The sequence below is a fragment of the Scytonema sp. PRP1 genome (assembly GCF_036697665.2).
Lineage (GTDB): Bacteria > Cyanobacteriota > Cyanobacteriia > Cyanobacteriales > Nostocaceae > Kalymmatonema > Kalymmatonema gypsitolerans.
On sequence record NZ_JBAHYJ020000125.1, the window covers coordinates 21,739 to 41,074 of the forward strand.

The window sequence follows — 19,336 nt, forward strand, 5'->3', positions numbered from 1 at the left end:
CTTGTCTCTCGATTACTCTAACTATTTTCCAATGACCATTGCATAGAGTACGTCTTTCTTTGTTTCTAAAAATTCCTGAGTTTCGTCATCATAGAAAGCACCAATACCGCTACACTGAATATCCCAATAGTTGCTGAATAAATACACTCTCTGTCCCAAAAAACCAGCAACTTGCATCGCCGTTTGATAATTGCTGTAGTTAGAAACAAAAAATAAAGTTACAGCACTATCTCTAGCAAGGGCTTGATTCACACACAAGTAACCCACCTTGTCATTGAAATTACCTGCTTTAACCAAACGCTTTCCTTGATATAAGCCAGGCGATATTCCCTCAACTCGATGAATAACAGAGTAAATTTCTATATCCTCGAAATTTTCTGTTGGTATCGGTTTTTCTACTTCCTGTAAGATATTCCAGAAATCTTTTGCAGAGATAGACTTTTTCTGAAAACGCCTGATTGAGCGTCTGTTCCAAACAGTTTGGTAAAATCTTTCCTTGTCAAAGTCAAACTGCGGATATTCTAGTTGTTTTTGGGAACTCCCAGAAGTAGCAGTTGCTTGATAGCCATCTTCAATCAGTTGATTAGCTTCAAAATAATCAGTTCCGCAAACGAAAGGCATTTTCAGCCTTAAACGTCTGACTGTCTTTTCTTGGAACTCACCAGAGATAGCACAAGCAGTTATAAACTCTTTATTCTCAAAGCCTAAATCAGCATTGAGAGCGAGTTTATCAAAATCAAAAAATAATTGTAGCTTTCTATTGTGTAGATAAGTTGAGGCTGCAATAGCGCCTAAATGGTGCCCGCTATCTAAACAGCAATACCTCACACTCCTTTCTTTATATTTCCAACTAGACCTATAATAAACGCAACTGATTAAAAAAATGAATCCGATGATACGATTATTCGGTAATATGTAACTCTCTAATCCATCATCAATCAATTCATAGATGAGTGTTAGACAATTATTTGCAACTTCTAGATGATAGATACCATCTACTATCCCCTCTATCCCTCGAATTTGTACGTAAACTTCAGTAGGATAGAGAGCGCCAGCTGATGGATTGACTCGCAGCTTATATGGACCATCTTGATAATTTTTTTCAAAAGTAATAGCGCTGGTTAGCCAAAGAAATGAATGAATAGGATTATTGACATTTAATTTCAATCTCCTATAAAACTTTGGATAGAATTTAAATGGTGATGGTTGGGTAGATGCATCGACATAATTTGGATCGAGCATCACTGATAAGTAAGAATGCTTTGTGGAGTCGTGATAAGTTTTACCTAATTTTTGGTATTGTTGCATCTTTCAGTATTGTTAAAACTTCTATAGTGCTGGCAAAATCTAGAGCTTTAAAATCATCTAAGTTCTTCAAATCTAGGTTAGGGTTATGCTTTAAAAGCAGCTTGACAACTTCTACTTTGCCCGCTGATGCTGCGTACATCAAAACAGTAGCGCCGTTATCATTTTGGTTGTCAATGTTAATATTCGTCATCAGTAATAAATTCATCAAATCGTAGTGGTTGCCAAAACAAGCAAACCACAAAGCATTATTGCCGTCATTGTTTCTAGCATTGATATTTGCACCTGCGTCAATCAGTTCTTTAACGACTGAGTAAACGCCTTCTCTTGTGGCTTTCATCAAAGCTGTATCGCCATTTTCACCTCTGGAATTTAAATCTTGAATATTGTAAGCTTTTGCTATAAGCCATTGGGTTGTCGTCTCACTCAAATATTGCTTCATAAACATTCGTTAGTTTTACTTTGAAATACTCTATTTATTTTTTTACCATTACTTTGTTGTTTAGTTTGTTAACGTATAACAATAACTTACGAATATCGGTGCATTTCTAGATTTCAGAGCATTGTCAAGACCAATAGTACTATTAATTCAATTTTCGCTTTTAGAAAAATTGATAACTAGCAAAAAACATTTTTGAATAAAATTTTAACTACTTTTTCAAAAATGCTAAATCAAAAGCATTGATTTTAGTAAAAATAGCAAACCTAAATTTTTTATGAAAACACAAGTTCTCCGACTTCTTTAAGAAGTCGGAGAACTGAATCACAAATGAAATAAGTCTGTTATTAAAAAAGAGATTGGAGATGCTTACAAGTATTATGAACTTGGTATAGCAAGCATTTAACTTGATGATCAGGAACATACTTACCCACAACTCCAAAGTCACTCTATAGATGGAAGGGGAGGATATTCCTGAGGTAGAAGTTTGAAGAAGCTACAGTAGTTACCTTTTCATAAGAACCAAATAAATTAAGCTCAAGCCTGCCTTAACAACTCAACGGCAACAAGGCTTGACTTGAATGCTCTTTTGACCTGTATTTGTGCGAGGAAGACCGTTAGAAGCAAAGCATCCTTAAAGTTCCTATTAAACTTGATTTTTGGCTTGATTTTTGGAACATACCTTGCTCTGAATCTCCTTCAAGAGCGCTCAGGAATCAAAATTATAACTACCTTTCAAAGATTCAAACACACAACAGATATCAACGAATATGCACAATCACACACGGTTAATCAAAAAGTTTGTTGGCAGCTTTGTGGGAGTGGCTGGCGTAAGTAGCTTCATTGTTTTGCAAGGAATAGCACAAGCAAACATTAGATCTGCTTCTTCTAACAGTTCCAGTCAGTTCATCCTTTCCCAAAATTCCCCAGGGACAACAAGCCCTTCTACTCCAACCCCGCCTTCTCCTCGCACTACGTCTTCTCCTGGTGGCACGTCTTCTCCTGGCACCACGAGTCCTAATCGTTCGCTCACTGCTGTGGATAAACAATTTATCACCAAGGCAGCGCAAAGTGACCAGACAGAGATCCAAACAAGTCAACTGGCACTTAAACGGTCTCAAAACCAAGAAGTGAGAAGCTTTGCAGAGCGTATGATTCAAGAACATACAACTTCGAGCGAACAACTGACGCCCATAGCCCAGCAAAAGGGTTTTACACCACCAAAAGACATCGGCAAGGAAAACAGAGCTTTATTGACGAAACTGAGCAACCTAAAAGGTACAGAGTTTGACCGAGCATATATGCAAGGGCAGGCTCAAGCTCATGCCAAAACTCTGGCTAATTACCAAAATTACCTCAAACAGGGACAAGATCCTGATCTGAGAGCGTTTGCAACTCAGTTTGCTCCAATCGTCGCCGATCACCTACAAATGGCACAGAACATGGCAGGAGGCTCGGGAACTACCGGCTCAAGCGGCTCTGGACATTCTGGCTCTGGACATTCTGGGACAGGAACCTCTGGTTCGGGCACTTCTGGTACAGGAACTTCCGGTTCGGGCACTTCTGGTACAGGAACCTCCAATCCAGGACGTTAACCACTAGTAAGGATACGGTGGGTACTGTCTATCTAATGATGAATGGGTAGGCAGTGCCTACTGATTTGCTTGGCGAAGATTTTCTATCATAAAAATCTTACTTTTTGCGAGCCACAACATGAAAAATATGCCAGTGCTTGTCTTCCCCTATAGCTGTTTTTCCGGGATGATCTTCTTCCTGTAACATTTCGATTTCAAAAGGTTGCAGCAGCATTTCTATCTGTTGGCGCGTATGATGATTCATCGAAGCATAAATTGCCCAAGAATCGCGTTCCCCAAACAATTGTCCACAGAAACGACCACCAGAACGCAATGATGAAATAATTTTTTCCCATAAAGTAGGGAAAGAGTTTGGCGGACAAAATGGTAATGAAAAGCTGGCGTTTACTAAATCTACTGATTCGGGTAGCACTACGTCTTTAAAGAGAACAACCTGAGTTTCTAGAAGTTGGGAGTTAATATCTGAACGATTTAATAAACGGGCGATCGCTTCAGCTTCACCATCAATAGCCAAAACCCGCCAACCCCGACGCAACAGTTCTACTGTATCTCGCCCTTCCCCGCAGCCCAAGTCAATTGCAAACCGTGGCTGTTGGACAGCTGTTTCTTGTTGGTTAAGACTTGCAGCCTCAAAACGCGCTAAAGCTTCAAGTAGGGTGTCTCGTGGTGGACGACCCACAACAGCGTTATAATAATCCGACCACTTGCGCTCAAAATCTTTACCTTCAGATTGATAATTATTGACTTCTGACATAATATATACAATTACAAGTGGAAATTTTCACAACTAACCCATATATAAAAATCCTATTTGATTTATGGAAATCGCGCATGTTCAGATTCCCGACTTCTTAAAGAAGTCGTGAATCTTGTTGTTGACGTAGCCGAAGGCAGCCCGTAGAGCTTATGATTTAGAATTACTATATTAATTAATATTAAAAAATTACATTGCTTATTCTATGATTAAATCATAAATCATAGGGTATTGGTTGCTTAGAAAAGCCGATTTGGTGGACATTTGAGATTTTCGCGAGCAATACCCACCCGAAAGAAAATCACTGTAATAGATTTTGCATCTTAGCTTCTTCGCCGTAAGCCCCGCGCTATAACGGTACTCCGGTTAGCGTCGGGATATAAGGCGGGGGAGAAGGAAGACATCCCCGACCTATGTTAAATGTCATTTAACGCGGGAATCAACATTAAGCGCGTTGGGCTGGGACTGTTCCCAACGATAAAACGGCGTAAAGGGAATCCGGTTGTAAGTAACTCTACTACCAACAGTACCTTGAAGGAAGTTCTGGAAACATTAAAAATGTACCAGAAGCCTACACCAAGTTGGGTACAACTATGGTGTAGGTAGTTCACTAAAGCTACGGTAGACGTTACCACAATAGTAAATTTACTGAGGACGGTAATCCTTCTAACAAGCTAGTATTAACATGATAATTGCTGTTGCTTGAGAAAGTGGCTGGCTTTTTCCTGCAACTCTTTATCTTGAACGAAAAATGACTCGGTTTGGACTTTGGATGTGAGATCAGCAATTAGGTAATGGTGTAAGGGAAAAGGTAAAATATACTATGCCTTTTTCCTTCTACCTTTTTTTTGTGTTATCTCCCATCTAAAATCTCAAATCTAAAATTGCTCCGATTAGCCGATGAGTTAACGGCAAGCTATCAATCACCATTCCAACGCATAGCAACATCATATAAAAAATTGAGTAGAGAAATAGAGAACGCGCTAGTTGTTTATCATCTGGATTGTGCAAAAGCGCCCAAGCTTTTTTGATGAAAATAGCCCCTAGTACAAGGGCGATACAGGCGTAAACAGCACCAGTAACAGCAAGCGGATAGACGAGTAAAAATGTAGTGGGGATAAGAAGCAAAGAGTACACCCAAATCTGACGAGTCGCAGCAACATTACCAGCGACAACAGGAAGCATCGGTACACTAACTTTGGCATACTCATCACGGATCATCAATGCTAAAGCCCAGAAATGGGGAGGTGTCCACAAGAATATGATCGCAAATAGTAACCATGCTGCCCAGCTTAAAGTATCTGTTACCGCCGCCCAACCTACTAAGGTCGGAATTGCTCCAGCAGCACCACCAATGACGATATTTGCAGAATTATGGCGTTTGAGTAAGTGAGTGTAGACGCCTATATAAAAGACAATACCAGACATTGTTAATAAAGCACTTAGCAAGTTGACGAACACAGCAAGTAGGCTGAAGGAAAGACAAGCAAGTGCGATCGCAAATATCAAAGCATGCGATGGCTGTATGCGACCGGAAACCAAAGGTCGATGACGCGTGCGTTCCATTTGGTCATCAATGTCGCGGTCATAGATACAGTTAATTGTCTGGGCGCTAGCAGCGGCGAAAGTCCCGCCACAGAGAGTCACAAGCAGCAATACTGGGTTGACGTTTCCCTCGGATGCAATCCACATACTAGCAGCAGTCGTCATGAGGAGCAGCGGGATAATCCTAGGCTTTGTGAGTTGATAGTAACTCTGAATGACTTGTAAAAAGTTTTGATGGTGGCGTACAGCGGTATTCTCAATCATGGTTCTAGAAATTCCTCATTGGTTTACTGATTATCAATGCGGACATAAATTCTTCCAGCAATTTCCTTTTGCAGTGTCAATCTGTTTTCTCCTACTGTGATGACAAAACAAGGAAACTGCTGTTCTAAAGTTATGGAAGCTCCTGGTATTATTCCCATTGATATCAGTTCTTCGAGAAATTTTTCGTCCTTAATGTTGCAGAACTTGACGATTCCTCGCTCTCCTATTTTCAGCAATTCTAGCGAGGAACCACTGACACTAAATTTAGAGAACATTAATAACTAAATTGCTATTGTTTGTAAGACTTAAACATCTTTAATAAAGATTGTAGAGACGTAGCATGCTACGTCTCTACATGAGTAAGGGAATTTATTTCCTTACGGGTGAAAACACTGCAACAAGATATGAACTAGACTAAGTACGGTTCTTGATGAGTCTTAATCGTGCAATTAGAACGTGGATAAGTCACGCAAAGTAGAGCGAAACCCTTCGACATTTGCTCGTCATCCAAAAAGCTTTGCTCCGATTGATCGATTTCACCTTCAACAACTTTACCAACGCAGCTAGAACAAGCACCTGCGTGACAAGAAAAGGGCAAATCAATACCCTTTTCTTCAGCTGCATCGAGGATGGTTGTCTCCTCATCAACTTCAATTGTGGTATCCAGACCTTCTTTCTTGCTGATTAATCGAACTTGGTATGTAGTCATTTTCTGATTCTTTTCACACGCGGTACAGTTCAGTTAGGTTTTATGACTTCAAGGGCTTTAACAATCCAAAAGTCAAAATTCAAAATTCAAAAAATTCTTGAATTCTAATTTTGAATTTTGAATTGCTTTCCAGGGGAACGAGCTAATTGGCTATTAGACATCTCCAGAAATTAGATTTCAGACCATACAGCATAAGGATCTGAAACTGATTTTCAATCATAGGTCTATTAGCTGCAAGGTACACCTTCAGAGGAACAGTCAGCCGTTCTAAATGACTTTCCACAACCGCAGGTATCAGTAGCCTTGGGGTTGATGAACCTAAACCCGCCGTCCATGACGCCTTCTACAAAATCGACAATTACCCCTTCCAATAACGGCGCACTTTTGGCATCAACGTAAACTTGCACCTTGCCTTGCTGGCTGACTAAATCATCTGGTTGGGGCGAGCTTGTGACTTCCATTGCATACTCATAGCCACTGCAACCACCATCTTTGACAGAGATGCGGATACCTTTAGTTGGCGTATTGGTTTCGGGAGTAGAATCCCGCAGAAACGCGCGCAGGCGAAATTCTGCTTTTTCCGTCAAAGTAACCGTCATCAAACCTCCTAATGAGTTGGAATTAGTTGTTGTGATTCAAAGTGTGAATTTGTCTAGTGGTGATGAGTAAAGCAATCACAATCAGCACTTCAATTGGCACAGGTGAAAAAATGAAGCTTAAACCTAGGCAGAACAAAGCAATCAATATAGCCAGGAACTGCCAAATTTGATTTGCGATTTTTGCACTGACTTGAGACAACGCTATGGCAAACCCTAAAGCAATGAATGAAGACACCAACATGACTCATATTTACTTGCAATGACTGGTGGTTTCCATAGGATTGGATTGCGAGTATCTCCAAGGCGCACTGTTACCGCATACAGGACACGAGCGATCGCGGTAAGAACGGCGCTTGACAAATTCCATCCGGGTTAAGTCAATTGTCAAAAGTTCTGACAACAGAGGTTGACTCAACCCAGTGATCAGCTTGATAGCCTCCAGCGCCGCCAGACAAGCCAGTGTTCCAGAAACAGCACCCAGAACTGCAAAGCCACGCGTATCCCAATCAGGCTTCTCAGGAAACAGACAAGATAAACAAGGCGTCACACCAGGAATAATCGTGGTTAAGTAAGCCTCCATCCCGTCCATTGCTGCTTCCACCATAGGCTTACGCCAGCGCACGCAAGCTTCATTTAACAAATCGCGCTCCGTAAAGTTATGAGCGCAGTCAAGAGCCATATCAGCTGATTGCACCAAGGAGTCTACATTTTCCGGGGTGACATATTCATGAACTGCTTCCACCTCGACATCAGGATTGATGGCTTTCAGAGTTTCTTGTGCTTTGAATACTCTGGGTTTGCCTACCCAATCGTGCGTCATCAGAATCTGACGATTCATATCATCAAGCCGCAGATCACCACCCCGAACCAGAATCAGCCGCCCAACGCCAGCTACCGCGAGGTATAGCGCCGCCGTACCGCCCAAGCCTCCTACTCCTGTAACCACAACCGTCGCTGACTTGAGGCGCTTCTGTGCTACTTCGCCAAAATTAGGAAGCATCATTTGGCGACGGTAACGTTCCAATTCGGTAGGCGTTAGGTTTACCACTTTTTACCTCCTAATCCGATGTGATTTCTGTCAGCGTGACTACATTTTTAGGCTTCTCATTAAACACTTTGAACAGCTTTTGTTCTTGGGGTGTTGATTCAAGAAATACCTCATAGGCTTTAGAAAAAGCCTCACGATATTTACTTAACCTATCTGAGAGACTGAGGTCAGTATAATTTTCATCAATTTCTTTGATAAGTTGAGAAAACTTTTTCAAAATATGCAAACGGTTTACGTGCACAACATTTTGGTCGTAGGGGAGTTCAAAAAAATCAAAATACTCCTCTGCATCTACGAGATTTTTGAATTTATTATAATCCCAGTTCATTTTGCCTGCTCCAGTTTTTTTAGCTGTTGCTTAAGTTCATCTAATTGACGATAAATTTCATATGTCTCAGAGGCAGCATCCATAAGCTGTTGATAATTTGTTGGTAATCCCTCTGCTAAATCATGCAAGTCCATTTTCATTTGACCTGCTTTACTATTGAGACGTTTTATCTGAGTTTTCAACTCCTCAATAGTAGATATTTCTTCAGCTTGTGCCATCAATATCTCCTTGTGTAAAAGAAAGAAGATAGAAGATAAAAGATAGAAAAAGTATTTTTTTCTAAATTCAATCTTCACTCTTCGCTCTTCGCTCTTCTTTTTTAAACCTTGCTGACTTCGGGAAAGCGCTTAGCCAAATCAATTCCCTTTTGTACGAACTTTTCTCCCTCTTCTGCTAATTTTTCCAACGAATCAAAGCCAAAGCGATGTGCATCGCGTAAGGTCTTTGTTACTAACAAAAGACGGCCGGAAAAGACGAGCGCCCAGCCAAATCCTTCATGACTCAAATCAATGACAACTTGCGATAAAAGACCTGTTTCCTTTTCAATACAAGCAGCTACAGCGCGATAAAACACCATAATGCGTGCCTGAGTCATTGGATCGACTTCACCCTCAAGAGAAATTTCGCGTTTCTTTTGTTTACTCACAATAAATGGTTTGAGCAGCAACTCATCCGACCAATTACGGTAAGTTCCATAACTATCTTGACCCCGGAATTGTTGCACGATCGCCTTGAGAAAAGGCGAGTTTAAGATTTCTGTTGGAGTTGTTCCGTTAACACTATTAGTTGTCGTCATACGGTTGCTTCCTCTTCCAATTCATCTTCAAAGCTTTGGGGTTTTTGTTGTAAAGCTTTACGCAGCCAAGGCGGAGGGCTTCCTTTGAGAGTTTGCACTAACTTATTGAGAATCTCAGCAATCTCTTCTTCTTCTGATTTCGCCTTGACTGGAGTGACACCTTTCTTGATTAACCGAGCAGCTGCACTACCTCCAATTGCCGCAACATAAACAATCGTGCAGTCAGCCAGTGCATCAAGTTTCGGTGTGACTTTATCCTCATTACCATCTTGTTTGAGATCACCATCAAAGGTGAGAGTTTCTAGAAACTGATATCCAGAATCAGAAATCTCATAAACATCAATTTCTTTCGCCCAGCCGAAGTGAGCATTAATATGAAGTCGGTCGCTTGTTGTGAAGGCAATTTTCATCCTTATTCTCCTCTACTCAATTTATGAGTGATGAGTAATGAGTAGTAAATAAACATTTACGACAACTCATAATTCATAACTCATATTTTCTAAATTTCATGAATGCTAAAACTGACACCGACTTCTCATTCTTTGTCGGGGTTTTCTGCGTATTTGTGGTTCATGAAATGCTTAGCTTTCCCTTCTTCTTCCTCTAAAAAGAGGTTCCCAATGTCAAACAAAAGCTGTATCGTGCCTCGGTAGCCAACTTTGGTAAACTGACCATTTCCCAAGCGGTCAAAAATGGGAATGCCTTGGCGGTAAACAGGAATTCCTAAGCGTTTGGCGATCGCCACTGTATGAGAATTACCAATCAACAAGTCAGATCCAGGTGCCAGTTGCTCGAACTCTTCCAAATCACCGATAGTGACGGTTTTAACGGGGAGTTTTTCCAGCACAGCAGAACGTGTTGTCGTCACTGCTGCATGAATCTGAGACCCCATTGATTGCAGAAAACGAACTGTTGACCAAAGCAAGTCCGGTTCCAGTGCTAAAGACACTCGCTTACAACCAAAGTAAAAGTGAGTATCCAACATGGCATCCTGTAACTGGCGGCGTTGGCGGCGGTATTTCTCTGGTACACTCATACCGCTGATGTCTGCCAATGCTTGTAGGAAAGAGTCCACCGCTTCTAATCCCGTCAGTTCACCAAACACCTCGTAAGGTATGCCAAACTGCTGTTCCAGGATTTGCGCTGCACCCCGCATACTTTCACCGAGTGCCAGAGTGAACGAAGAACTGCCGATTTGCCGCAGTTGTGTCAAACTTGTGCCAGATGCTGTTATGGGGCTGTAGGAATCCTCTAAGTGACCATCTAGTGAAGCGGAAAGATCGGGCACGAAGATTGGCTTTAGTCCAAAGGCGGTGACAATTTCTTTGATTTCCTGCACATCCCCTGGGGTGAAGGCAGAACTTGCCAAAATCGTGATTTGCTGCGCTTTGGTTTCGCCCTGTTGCGGAATTTCCTTAACTATACTCTCAACAGCGGCGGCAAAGCCATCCTGCAATGCACCCTTAAAATCAGGTGTAGAGACTAACACAATCGGCAGGTAATCCAATTCTGGGTGACGTTTGCGGATTTCCTTGAGAAAGCCCGGCATATCATCCCCTCTGGTTTCCGTCAGTCCAGTGGTACACAAACCAATAATTTCTGGCTTAGACTTTTGCACCAGCGTTAGGATTGCCTGTTCAACATTTTCCTCCCCACCCAAAATAGTTGAGACTTCAGTCATCGCTGTGGTGGAAAGGGGAATCGCCTCACGGAAATGCCGCACCAGAACTACTTTGGCAAAGGCAGTACAGCCTTGAGAACCGTGCATTAAGGGAATTATGCCTTTTAATCCCAAAAAGGCTAAGGCTGCACCCAAGGCTTGGCTTTGCTTGAGGGGATTAACTGCAACTGATGAGTTTGTGACGCTGACAATCGCCATCACCTCACCTCCTGTAGAAGAGATGGGGATGAGGAGGATATTGCTACCTCATCTGCCTTATCTCCTGCTGCTTCCCACGGAGCCGGCTTGCGTACTTGGTTCCACACAGGGCTATAAAGGGCTTCATACACTTCTCGTGCCATTTCTAACATCCCCACATAGCCTGCATAAGGATGATGGCGTTCTTGGTTAATGTCTAAGAAAGGAATCCGGGCTTTCAGAGCGGTGTATTGATTGCGACCACCAGCAATTAACATATCTGCCTTAGATTCGTCAATGATTCGCAAGATTTCCTTAGGACTTTCTTGTTCGAGAATGACGCCATCTTTACCTAGCAACCTCTTGATTCGGGCTTTATCCTCCTCAGTACTTTTTCTGGCGCTGGTTGCAACAACTTCCATCCCCAAGTCACGAGCCGCTGAAATAATTGACCAACTCTTGACACCTCCGGTATAAAGGACAACACGCTTTCCTTTGAGGCGATCGCGATAGGGAGCCAGTCCCAGATCCAGCGCGGCGGTTTCTTCAGCAATGAGCTTTTCTGTACGTTCTTGCAAATCAGGATCGCCCAATTTCGCGGCAATGTTCCGCAGACAGCGGTTCATGTCTTCTATGCCGTAGAAAGACTCTTCAATGTAGGGGATGCCGTAGCGCTCTTCCATCTTTCTGCCCATGTTGACTAGCGCTTTCGAGCAGATCATCACGTTGAGCTTGGCACGGTGGGCGTAGCAAATTTCTTCGTAGCGAGCATCACCTGTAATTTTTGCCAAGACTCGAATACCTAATTTCTCCAACAGTGGGAGCACTCCCCACATTTCACCGGCGATGTTGTATTCACCGATCAGGTTGATGTCATAAGGTGTGGTAAATTCAGGTTCGGCTGTTCCGACAACGTGTTCCAGCAAAGCTTCACCAGCAAGGCGGTTGCCGAGATTTTTACTACCGATGAACCCCGGTGCATTTACGGGGATAACAGGAGTTCCTAATTTCTTGGCAGCGGCTTCGCAGACTGCATCTATATCCTCACCAATCAAGGCGGTGACACACGTGGAGTAAACAAAGATGGCAGCTGGTTGGTAACGCTTGTGTATGTCCTGGATGGCTTTGTAGAGCTTTTTTTCGCCGCCAAAGATGACATCATTCTCACTCAAATCGGTGGTAAAGCCCGTTTTGTAGAGCATAGGACCAGAGGAGAGGCTACCACGACTTCCCCAGGAGTTACCAGAGCAGGCGATCGGTCCGTGGACTAAATGAGCAGCATCGGTAATTGGGACTAGGGAAATCATTGCACCATCAAAGGCACAACCACCCTGAGCAGCACCAGGCTTGGGTAATTGCGTGCAAGACTTGTTTTTCTTGTCTCCATGCTTGTCTTTATTGTGTTCGCATCCAGGCTCAGTGAGCAGCTCGTTGATTTTGCCTTGGGTGATTTTCATCTGATTTTTCCTTTGTCGTTTGTTATCTGTCTTTCATCCTTTGTCATTTGTTTTTGTTCGTTGCTTTGTGATTAACCAATGACTGATGACTAATGACCAATGACTAATGACTAATGACTCATGACTAATAACTAGCAAATATATTTTGTGACATCCTCTCCACACTCATCGCTTAGGTAAGATAAGGCACGGAAACGTAATCCAACAAAATTGTCATACAGGGGATTAAGTTTGCACAGTGGGGGAATGTGAAGGGTATGTCCAAAGAAATGAATCTTTCGCTCAAAGGGGCAACAACAAGGAATGACTTGGCAAATTAAATGAGCGAAGCGAGCATTTTTAACTTGAATTTCATCCACGCGACGGCGCAATGGATTTAGAATATCAAAACCAGATTTTTTATATTTAGGTGGATAATAGTTTTCGTGAGTATGAGTGTGAGTGTGAGTTACCGATTTCATAATACAATCCTTAGGAAAAAGGTAAAAAGAAAAAGGAAAAAGGAAAAAGGCATTCATTAAGAAATGTTCAATTTTACTTTTGCCTTTTCCTTTTCCTTTATTGGCACGACGCGAGTTGAAGCAATCTCTAACGAATCAAGTCGTAGGAGATATCGGTCTTAGCAGGAATGTTGGTGTTGCGATCGATTTCCTCGAAGATGGTATTCACGATCCAGTTGAGCAAGTTGATCGCACCTTGATATCCGATAGTGGCGTAGCGGTGCAGGTGGTGACGATCCATGATCGGATACCCAATTCTCACGAGGGGAACCTTGCAATCACGCCACAGGTACTTACCGTAGGTGTTACCGATGAGCAAGTCTACGGGTTCGGTGAATAGCAAAGAACGCATATGCCACAGGTCTTTACCAGGCCAGATGGTAGCACTCTTACCATTGGGGCTAGAATCCAGCAACTCTTTAAGTTCTTTCTCAAAGTGTTCATTGCTGTTATGAACCAGGATATGCACAGGTTCAGCACCCATTTCCAGCATGAAGCTTACCATGCAGTACACGAGATCAGGCTCACCGTAGATAGCGAAGCGCTTGCCGTGAACCCATGCATGGGAGTCAGTCATCGCATCAACTGCGCGACCGCGTTCGATTTCCAGTTCTTTAGGAATGGGTTTACCAGTCAGTTCACTGAGTTTCATCAAGAACTCATCAGTACCCAATACCCCAAGGACGAGAAACTACGGTCTGTTGCTTCCATTCTTTTTCAATGTATTCGCGGGTTTTGGGGGTAGAGTGTGCTTGCAGAGCAATTGTAGCTTTAGCATTAATTGAATCTGCTGCTTCTTCTAGGGGAGTACCACCTGGGTACATATCAAATTCACCTGTGTTGGGTGAATCCAGATAGTCACTGTTATCTGCCAGCACGGTGTAATCGATACCCATCAGATTACAAATCCGCTTGATTTCCCGGTTGTTACCAACATAGGTGTCAAAACCAGGGATAAAGTTGATTTTGCCATTGCTGGTTTCTTTCTTCTTACCTGCTGTGAGGTTAGAAAGAATACCCTTCATCATGTTGTCGTAGCCTGTGATGTGGGAACCAACAAAGCTAGGAGTGTGAGCAAAAGGCACTGGGAAATCTTGAGGAACTGAACCTGCATTCTTGGCGTTGTTGATGAAAGCCTGCAAGTCATCACCGATAACCTCTGCCATACAGGTGGTGCAGACAGCAATCATCTTGGGCTTGTAGAGCTGGTAGGAATTCGCCAAGCCGTCGATCATGTTTTGCAGTCCACCGAACACCGCTGCGTCTTCAGTCATTGAGGAAGACACGCCAGAAAAGGGTTCTTTGTAGTGACGGGTTAGGTGAGTACGGAAGTAAGCAACGCAACCTTGGGAACCTTGGACAAAAGGTAGAGTGCCTTCAAAACCAACAGCAGCGAAGATTGCCCCTAATGGTTGGCAGCCTTTAGCAGGGTTAACGGTCAATGCTTCACGAGCGAAGTTCTTTTCACGATACTCCCAACTCTTCGTCCATTCTGCAACCCTTTTTACTTCTTCAGGGTCGTGTCCGTTTTCAAATTGCTTTTTGTTCTCAAATAGCTGCTGGTATTCCGGTTGGTGGAATAGTTCGACGTGATCTTGAATCTTTTCCGGATTCTGAGGCATTTTCCTATCCTTAGGTTGCTGTAATGAGTTACTGGTCGAGGAATAAAGATTCGAGGCAATGGAGAGTGCGTAATAAGAGTTGGGAGTGGGGAGTGGGAAGTGGTGAGTGTTACATTCCCTACTTTCTACTCCCCCCTGGGGTAAAAACCCCAGGTTATCCCCACATCTTTTTTTCTCCCATTTCCCTAGGCGACAGCTTTAGCCTTAGCTTTAGCGTTTTGATTCCAGGGAGCGCCGATTAATCCCCAGGTGGGGCTGTTGAGTGCCAGATCCATGTCGCGGGCAAAGATAGCGAAGCCATCGTAACCATGATAAGGACCGGAGTAATCCTTTTTATGGTTTAATGACTCTAAACAGCCTAATGTTTGCAGCAATCAATGTCACTTCTAAACATTGTTCGCTGATAACACATTTATTTTTAGGCTAAATATAGGCTAAAAGCACAGCGATGCATAACCAGGATAAAGACAAGTATCAAGAAGCTTTTGAAGACTTGGAGCTAATTTCATCTACCGATGGCAGTTTTCTTGGCTCAAGTCAGCAAGCACAGCAGCAAAGAGAGTATATGAGAACAAAAGTACTACAAGAATTAGAGAAAGTTAATCAGCGTTTGAAGTCTGCAAAGACAAAGGTGACAATTAGAGAATCGAATGGAAGTCTGCAATTACGAGCGACCTTACCCATTAAACCCGGAGATAAGGACACAAACGGAACTGGAAGAAAGCAATATAATCTCAGTTTGAATATTCCTGCTAACTTGGATGGATTAAAAACGGCAGAGGAAGAAGCATATGAATTAGGAAAGTTAATCGCTCGTAAAACTTTTGAATGGAATGATAAATATTTAGGTAATGAAGCAATTAGAAAAGACTTTAAAACAATAGGACAGTTACTTGAAGAATTTGAAAATGAGTATTTTAAAACTCATAAACGTACGACAAAAAGCGAGCATACTTTTTTTTATTACTTCTCTCGAACCAAGCGATTCACTAATCCTAAAGATTTGGCAACTCCGGAAAATCTGATTAATTCCATTGAAAAGATTGATAAAGAATGGGCTAAATATAATGCTGCCAGAGCTATATCGGCATTTTGCATAACCTTCAAAATTGAGATTGATTTATCTAAATACTCTAAAATGCCTGAGAATAATTCCCGGAAGATACCGAGCGATGTAGAAATATCCGCAGGAATTATCAAGTTTGCTGATTACCTTAATAACAGAGGTAATCAAGTTAATCCAGATGTTAAAGATAGTTGGCAGCTTTGGCGATGGACTTATGGAATGTTAGCAACTTTTGGTTTACGACCACGGGAGCTTTTTATGAGTCCTGATATCGATTGGTGGTTAAGCCAAGAAAATGCAGATATGACATGGAAAGTTCATAAAGATTGTAAAACTGGAGAAAGGCAAGCATTACCATTACATAAGCAATGGATTGAAGAATTTGATTTAAGAAATCCGAAATATTTAGAAATGCTAGCAACAGCAATTAGTAAAAAAGATAAAAGTAATCATGCAGAGATAACGGCATTAACACAACGAGTTAGTTGGTGGTTCCGGAAAATAGGATTGGATTTTAAGCCGTATGATTTACGCCATGCATGGGCAATTCGGGCGCATATTTTGGGAATACCTATAAAAGCAGCAGCGGATAATTTGGGACATAGCGTCCAAGTTCATACTCAAACTTATCAGCGTTGGTTCTCGCTAGATATGCGAAAGTTAGCGATGAATCAGGCTTTAAGTAAGAGGAATGAAATTGAGTTGATGAGGGAAGAAAATGCGAAGCTCAAGATGGAGAATGAAAAGTTGAAGCTTGAGATTGAAAAGTTGAAAATGGAGTTGGTTTATAAGCGTAGTTAAATTTGCTAAAAAAATTGATGTGGTGCGCTTACCTTGTGCGAGAACGCACCCTACTACGTATCTAGCAAAAGTTTCACTCCTGGCTACCCTCAAATGCTGCTAGGATATCTTCCGGCAAAGGAGCGTTGAAGTCCTCTAGAATTACGAAACGCCCTCGATCCTGCCCTAGACTACTCCGTCGATTGGATGAGGATCGAAACGGAATCAGCTTGGCGATCGCAGTACCTCGGTTTGAAATAATGATTTCTTCTCCAAGTTCTACCCGCGACAAAAGCCCTGAGAGATTTGTTTTAGCTTGGTGGATATTGACTGTTTCCATAATGAGAATAAACTTAGTTTGTAGACTAAGTTTATTCTCATTATAATCTAAGCAAGCTAGCATTTTCTCTGGCACTCTACGCGATCGCCCTTTGGGCACTGGCAACTTTGCAATCGCTATTCAATTGCGCTTCGCCGTCAAAAATCATTACGTCTGGATCTACTCCGCGTCGATGTTCGGGAATCTACAGTCGCAAATCGTTGTTAATTGGCTGAAATTGAGTATCGCGCAGCACAGAGGTAAGATAGGTCAAAATTGTTATGACCGATGCGGCTGTGTTTGAGCGTTCCTCCAGCCATGGGTACGATTTCTCCATCTCGATATTCGCTGCGTCCTTCCGCTTTTTCTTCAATCACGCGATATTCTTCCAAACTGTAGCGGCGGTTGATGGTAGAAACCATAGCTCGTAGCCGAGCACATTGGCTGTAGGACAACAAAACTATTTGTCACAGATTTTGTTGTGAGGTGATGTCATGCTGCGATGCCTAGTACTGCTTGAGTGTGATGCACGATAGAATTTAGCCAAACACTTGATTAATCCTTTTGGCTAGCTGTCCACGATGTCCGCAAGAGATAGGTTTCATCAACTAGTCAGGACTGCCCTTGAGAACGAAGGGTGGATAATTACTCATGATCCGTACCACATTGATTTGGGGTTTGTTGATTTTTACATCGACTTGGGTGCAGAGCTGTTGCTAGCAGCGACAAAGGATGATCAAAAGATTGCAGTTGAGATCAAAACATTTTTGGCAGCCTCAACGATTTCTGAGTTCCATACTGCAATTGGACAATTTATTAATTACCGCATTGCGTTGGAAGATGATGATCCAGAGCGGCAGCTGTATTTGGCAGTTCCGCTCGACGTTTATAAGCGATTTTTCAGATATCCATTTATTCAAACGGTCATTCGCCGTAACCAAATTCCCCTTTTGGTGTACGACACAGAAAAACAGGAGATTGCAGAATGGATAAGCTAAATTTGTATCGCAAACTCATTCAGGAATTATTGACAGCGCGGGCAAAGTTGCGCTCTGAGAGTGATCCAATAGAAAGTCAAACCATTTTTGATACGACACAAGACCACTATCAGCTTGTGCATCTGGGATGGAAGGATGGCAGTACCCGGATTTACGGCTGTGTGCTGCATGTAGATATCAAGGATGGGAAAATTTGGGTGCAGCATGACGGAACGGAGGATGCAATTGCGGATCAACTCGTGAGAGAGGGAGTTCCTAAGCAGGACATAGTGATAGCATATCATGCGCCTCATGTACGGCAGTATACAGAGTTTGCAGTAGGGTGACTTACAAGCATAAATTCAAATATTGCACCGAACGATTTAATGCGATGTCTACGACAGCCAACGCCTACGCATCCCTCGCGTAGGGTGCGTTGTCGCAAAGCGCAACGCACCATGATCTCAAATATCCCAAATATCCAATGCAAGCTGAACCTCACCACTGCCACCCCAATATTGAGGTGGTGCGTTGTCACGCAGCGCAACGCACCCTACCATCTGTCAGCATTATGATCGGGTAGTTAACACTTATTCTATTTGTTAAGTATGAGTGACGATCAAGGCTTGTTTCAACTAACCGTTGATGATTTGTATTGCAAGGCAAAAAATGATCTTGAGAGTTTTCTTAAAAATCCGAACGATGATGTATTGCTGAATGTTCTGTTCTCTTTCAATCACTTGAGAGATTGGATCTATCCAAAAGGTCATGAAGCATATAAGAATAAAATTGAAAACCAACGAACTAAAGAGGAGAAAATTCATGCTCAGTTGCATGAGGATGAAGATTACAAAATAGTTCGAGAACTATGTAACAGAATAAAGCATGTAAACAAGAAAGATTCAGCAAGCGAAACTGAGGTGAAGCATGGATTATTTGCTGGTATAGCGCGTGCAGGGGATAAATTAGACAATCGGAATTATTTGGTAGACGGTCAAGATTTGAGGTCTATACTAGAGCGTGTTTTTGACTTATACAAAGGTTATTTTGGGAATGAATAGAAGTTTTAAGATTTTTATAAATTGGTATAGATAGAAAAATAGCGGAACAGTGAGGTCTGTGTTTGGCTGGTTGTTGGATAGAACTACCTACACTACCTTTAACAGTGAGAGCGATCACTATGCTCTGGGCGATCGCACTTATTCCCGCTTGACAAAATTTTGAGTAATAGCGCATATCTTAGCTTGTGGCTGCTGTGTTCTTTCCATTTTGATTGGCGTCCACACTGGCAACGTTCATTTTACTGCATCAGAATTTGTACCAATAACTCTGGTGCAATCCGAAATCCTGCTTTACTTATCAGTTCATCAATCAC

Annotated in this window: 22 protein-coding genes and 3 pseudogenes; 5 read left to right on the plus strand and 20 right to left on the minus strand. The window is 42.3% G+C overall.

Annotated features, from left to right (window positions below; genetic code table 11):
- Positions 1–21: 21 nt before the first annotated feature.
- Complete coding sequence (locus V5G28_RS33365) at positions 22–1,308, minus strand: nitroreductase family protein (protein ID WP_332994329.1); 1,287 nt, start codon at positions 1,306–1,308, stop codon at positions 22–24.
- Positions 1,283–1,747 (minus strand): ankyrin repeat domain-containing protein, encoded by a 465-nt coding sequence (locus V5G28_RS33370; RefSeq protein WP_336231527.1) that lies wholly within the window; start codon positions 1,745–1,747, stop codon positions 1,283–1,285. Before V5G28_RS33370 ends, V5G28_RS33365 begins: the two co-directional genes overlap by 26 nt.
- 767 nt (positions 1,748–2,514) lie before the next feature.
- On the opposite strand from V5G28_RS33370, the gene V5G28_RS33375 reads away from it, so the two are divergent.
- The gene (locus V5G28_RS33375; protein WP_332994333.1) at positions 2,515–3,339 is read left to right on the plus strand and encodes a DUF4142 domain-containing protein; all 825 of its coding nucleotides are present in this window, start codon (positions 2,515–2,517) and stop codon (positions 3,337–3,339) included.
- A 97-nt stretch (positions 3,340–3,436) separates the two neighbouring features.
- On the opposite strand, the gene V5G28_RS33380 is transcribed toward V5G28_RS33375, so the two are convergent.
- The 16 genes and pseudogenes from V5G28_RS33380 to V5G28_RS33455 form a co-directional block, all read right to left on the minus strand.
- Complete coding sequence (locus V5G28_RS33380) at positions 3,437–4,093, minus strand: class I SAM-dependent methyltransferase (RefSeq protein WP_332994335.1); 657 nt, start codon at positions 4,091–4,093, stop codon at positions 3,437–3,439.
- A gap of 864 nt (positions 4,094–4,957) precedes the next feature.
- The gene (locus V5G28_RS33385; protein ID WP_332994338.1) at positions 4,958–5,902 is read right to left on the minus strand and encodes a heme o synthase; all 945 of its coding nucleotides are present in this window, start codon (positions 5,900–5,902) and stop codon (positions 4,958–4,960) included.
- Between the two features lie 23 nt (positions 5,903–5,925).
- Complete coding sequence (locus V5G28_RS33390) at positions 5,926–6,177, minus strand: FeoA family protein (protein ID WP_332994340.1); 252 nt, start codon at positions 6,175–6,177, stop codon at positions 5,926–5,928.
- A 134-nt stretch (positions 6,178–6,311) separates the two neighbouring features.
- Entirely contained in the window at positions 6,312–6,611 is a 300-nt protein-coding gene (locus V5G28_RS33395) for a 2Fe-2S iron-sulfur cluster-binding protein (protein ID WP_073636360.1), read from the minus strand.
- Between the two features lie 227 nt (positions 6,612–6,838).
- Positions 6,839–7,210, minus strand: coding sequence for a HesB/IscA family protein (locus V5G28_RS33400; RefSeq protein ID WP_073636359.1), 372 nt, complete (start codon positions 7,208–7,210; stop codon positions 6,839–6,841).
- Between the two features lie 22 nt (positions 7,211–7,232).
- On the minus strand, positions 7,233–7,451 hold the full coding sequence (locus V5G28_RS33405) for a hypothetical protein (protein ID WP_073636358.1): 219 nt from the start codon (positions 7,449–7,451) through the stop codon (positions 7,233–7,235).
- A 9-nt stretch (positions 7,452–7,460) separates the two neighbouring features.
- Positions 7,461–8,258, minus strand: coding sequence for a HesA/MoeB/ThiF family protein (locus V5G28_RS33410; RefSeq protein WP_041037229.1), 798 nt, complete (start codon positions 8,256–8,258; stop codon positions 7,461–7,463).
- A gap of 10 nt (positions 8,259–8,268) precedes the next feature.
- Positions 8,269–8,586: a nitrogenase-stabilizing/protective protein NifW gene (gene nifW / locus V5G28_RS33415; RefSeq protein ID WP_332994347.1), complete on the minus strand. Its 318-nt coding sequence runs from the start codon at positions 8,584–8,586 to the stop codon at positions 8,269–8,271.
- Entirely contained in the window at positions 8,583–8,804 is a 222-nt protein-coding gene (locus tag V5G28_RS33420; RefSeq protein ID WP_332994349.1) for a CCE_0567 family metalloprotein, read from the minus strand. The genes nifW and V5G28_RS33420 overlap by 4 nt, the downstream gene beginning before the upstream one ends.
- 101 nt (positions 8,805–8,905) lie before the next feature.
- Positions 8,906–9,382, minus strand: a complete 477-nt coding sequence (locus V5G28_RS33425; RefSeq protein WP_073636355.1) for a NifX-associated nitrogen fixation protein — start codon at positions 9,380–9,382, stop codon at positions 8,906–8,908.
- On the minus strand, positions 9,379–9,792 hold the full coding sequence (gene nifX / locus V5G28_RS33430) for a nitrogen fixation protein NifX (RefSeq protein ID WP_073636354.1): 414 nt from the start codon (positions 9,790–9,792) through the stop codon (positions 9,379–9,381). Before nifX ends, V5G28_RS33425 begins: the two co-directional genes overlap by 4 nt.
- A gap of 125 nt (positions 9,793–9,917) precedes the next feature.
- A complete protein-coding gene (nifN, locus tag V5G28_RS33435; protein ID WP_332994353.1) occupies positions 9,918–11,261 on the minus strand; it encodes a nitrogenase iron-molybdenum cofactor biosynthesis protein NifN in 1,344 nt (447 codons plus the stop codon).
- The gene (gene nifE / locus V5G28_RS33440) at positions 11,261–12,697 is read right to left on the minus strand and encodes a nitrogenase iron-molybdenum cofactor biosynthesis protein NifE (protein WP_332994355.1); all 1,437 of its coding nucleotides are present in this window, start codon (positions 12,695–12,697) and stop codon (positions 11,261–11,263) included. Before nifE ends, nifN begins: the two co-directional genes overlap by 1 nt.
- Positions 12,698–12,828: 131 nt before the next feature.
- Positions 12,829–13,158: a Mo-dependent nitrogenase C-terminal domain-containing protein gene (locus V5G28_RS33445; protein WP_332994356.1), complete on the minus strand. Its 330-nt coding sequence runs from the start codon at positions 13,156–13,158 to the stop codon at positions 12,829–12,831.
- 127 nt (positions 13,159–13,285) lie between these two features.
- Positions 13,286–14,819 (minus strand): annotated as a pseudogene (nifK, locus tag V5G28_RS33450) (nitrogenase molybdenum-iron protein subunit beta).
- A 185-nt stretch (positions 14,820–15,004) separates the two neighbouring features.
- Positions 15,005–15,157, minus strand: a pseudogene (locus V5G28_RS33455) (nitrogenase molybdenum-iron protein alpha chain); the annotation flags it as partial.
- A gap of 110 nt (positions 15,158–15,267) precedes the next feature.
- On the opposite strand from V5G28_RS33455, the gene V5G28_RS33460 reads away from it, so the two are divergent.
- Positions 15,268–16,686, plus strand: a complete 1,419-nt coding sequence (locus tag V5G28_RS33460; protein ID WP_332994358.1) for a site-specific integrase — start codon at positions 15,268–15,270, stop codon at positions 16,684–16,686.
- A gap of 73 nt (positions 16,687–16,759) precedes the next feature.
- Here V5G28_RS33460 and V5G28_RS33465 read toward each other — a convergent pair whose 3' ends face one another.
- Both V5G28_RS33465 and V5G28_RS33470 read right to left on the minus strand, forming a co-directional pair.
- Positions 16,760–17,005: a type II toxin-antitoxin system Phd/YefM family antitoxin gene (locus V5G28_RS33465; protein WP_332994370.1), complete on the minus strand. Its 246-nt coding sequence runs from the start codon at positions 17,003–17,005 to the stop codon at positions 16,760–16,762.
- A 112-nt stretch (positions 17,006–17,117) separates the two neighbouring features.
- Positions 17,118–17,406 (minus strand): annotated as a pseudogene (locus V5G28_RS33470) (Uma2 family endonuclease); the annotation flags it as partial.
- 159 nt (positions 17,407–17,565) lie between these two features.
- Here V5G28_RS33470 and V5G28_RS33475 point away from each other — a divergent pair.
- The 3 genes from V5G28_RS33475 to V5G28_RS33485 all read left to right on the plus strand — a co-directional run bounded on the left by V5G28_RS33475 (position 17,566) and on the right by V5G28_RS33485 (position 19,022).
- Positions 17,566–17,982, plus strand: a complete 417-nt coding sequence (locus tag V5G28_RS33475; protein WP_096569323.1) for a XisH family protein — start codon at positions 17,566–17,568, stop codon at positions 17,980–17,982.
- Positions 17,970–18,308 (plus strand): XisI protein, encoded by a 339-nt coding sequence (locus V5G28_RS33480; protein WP_332994362.1) that lies wholly within the window; start codon positions 17,970–17,972, stop codon positions 18,306–18,308. Before V5G28_RS33475 ends, V5G28_RS33480 begins: the two co-directional genes overlap by 13 nt.
- Positions 18,309–18,569: 261 nt before the next feature.
- Positions 18,570–19,022: a hypothetical protein gene (locus V5G28_RS33485; RefSeq protein WP_332994364.1), complete on the plus strand. Its 453-nt coding sequence runs from the start codon at positions 18,570–18,572 to the stop codon at positions 19,020–19,022.
- The last annotated feature ends 314 nt before the right edge of the window (positions 19,023–19,336 follow it).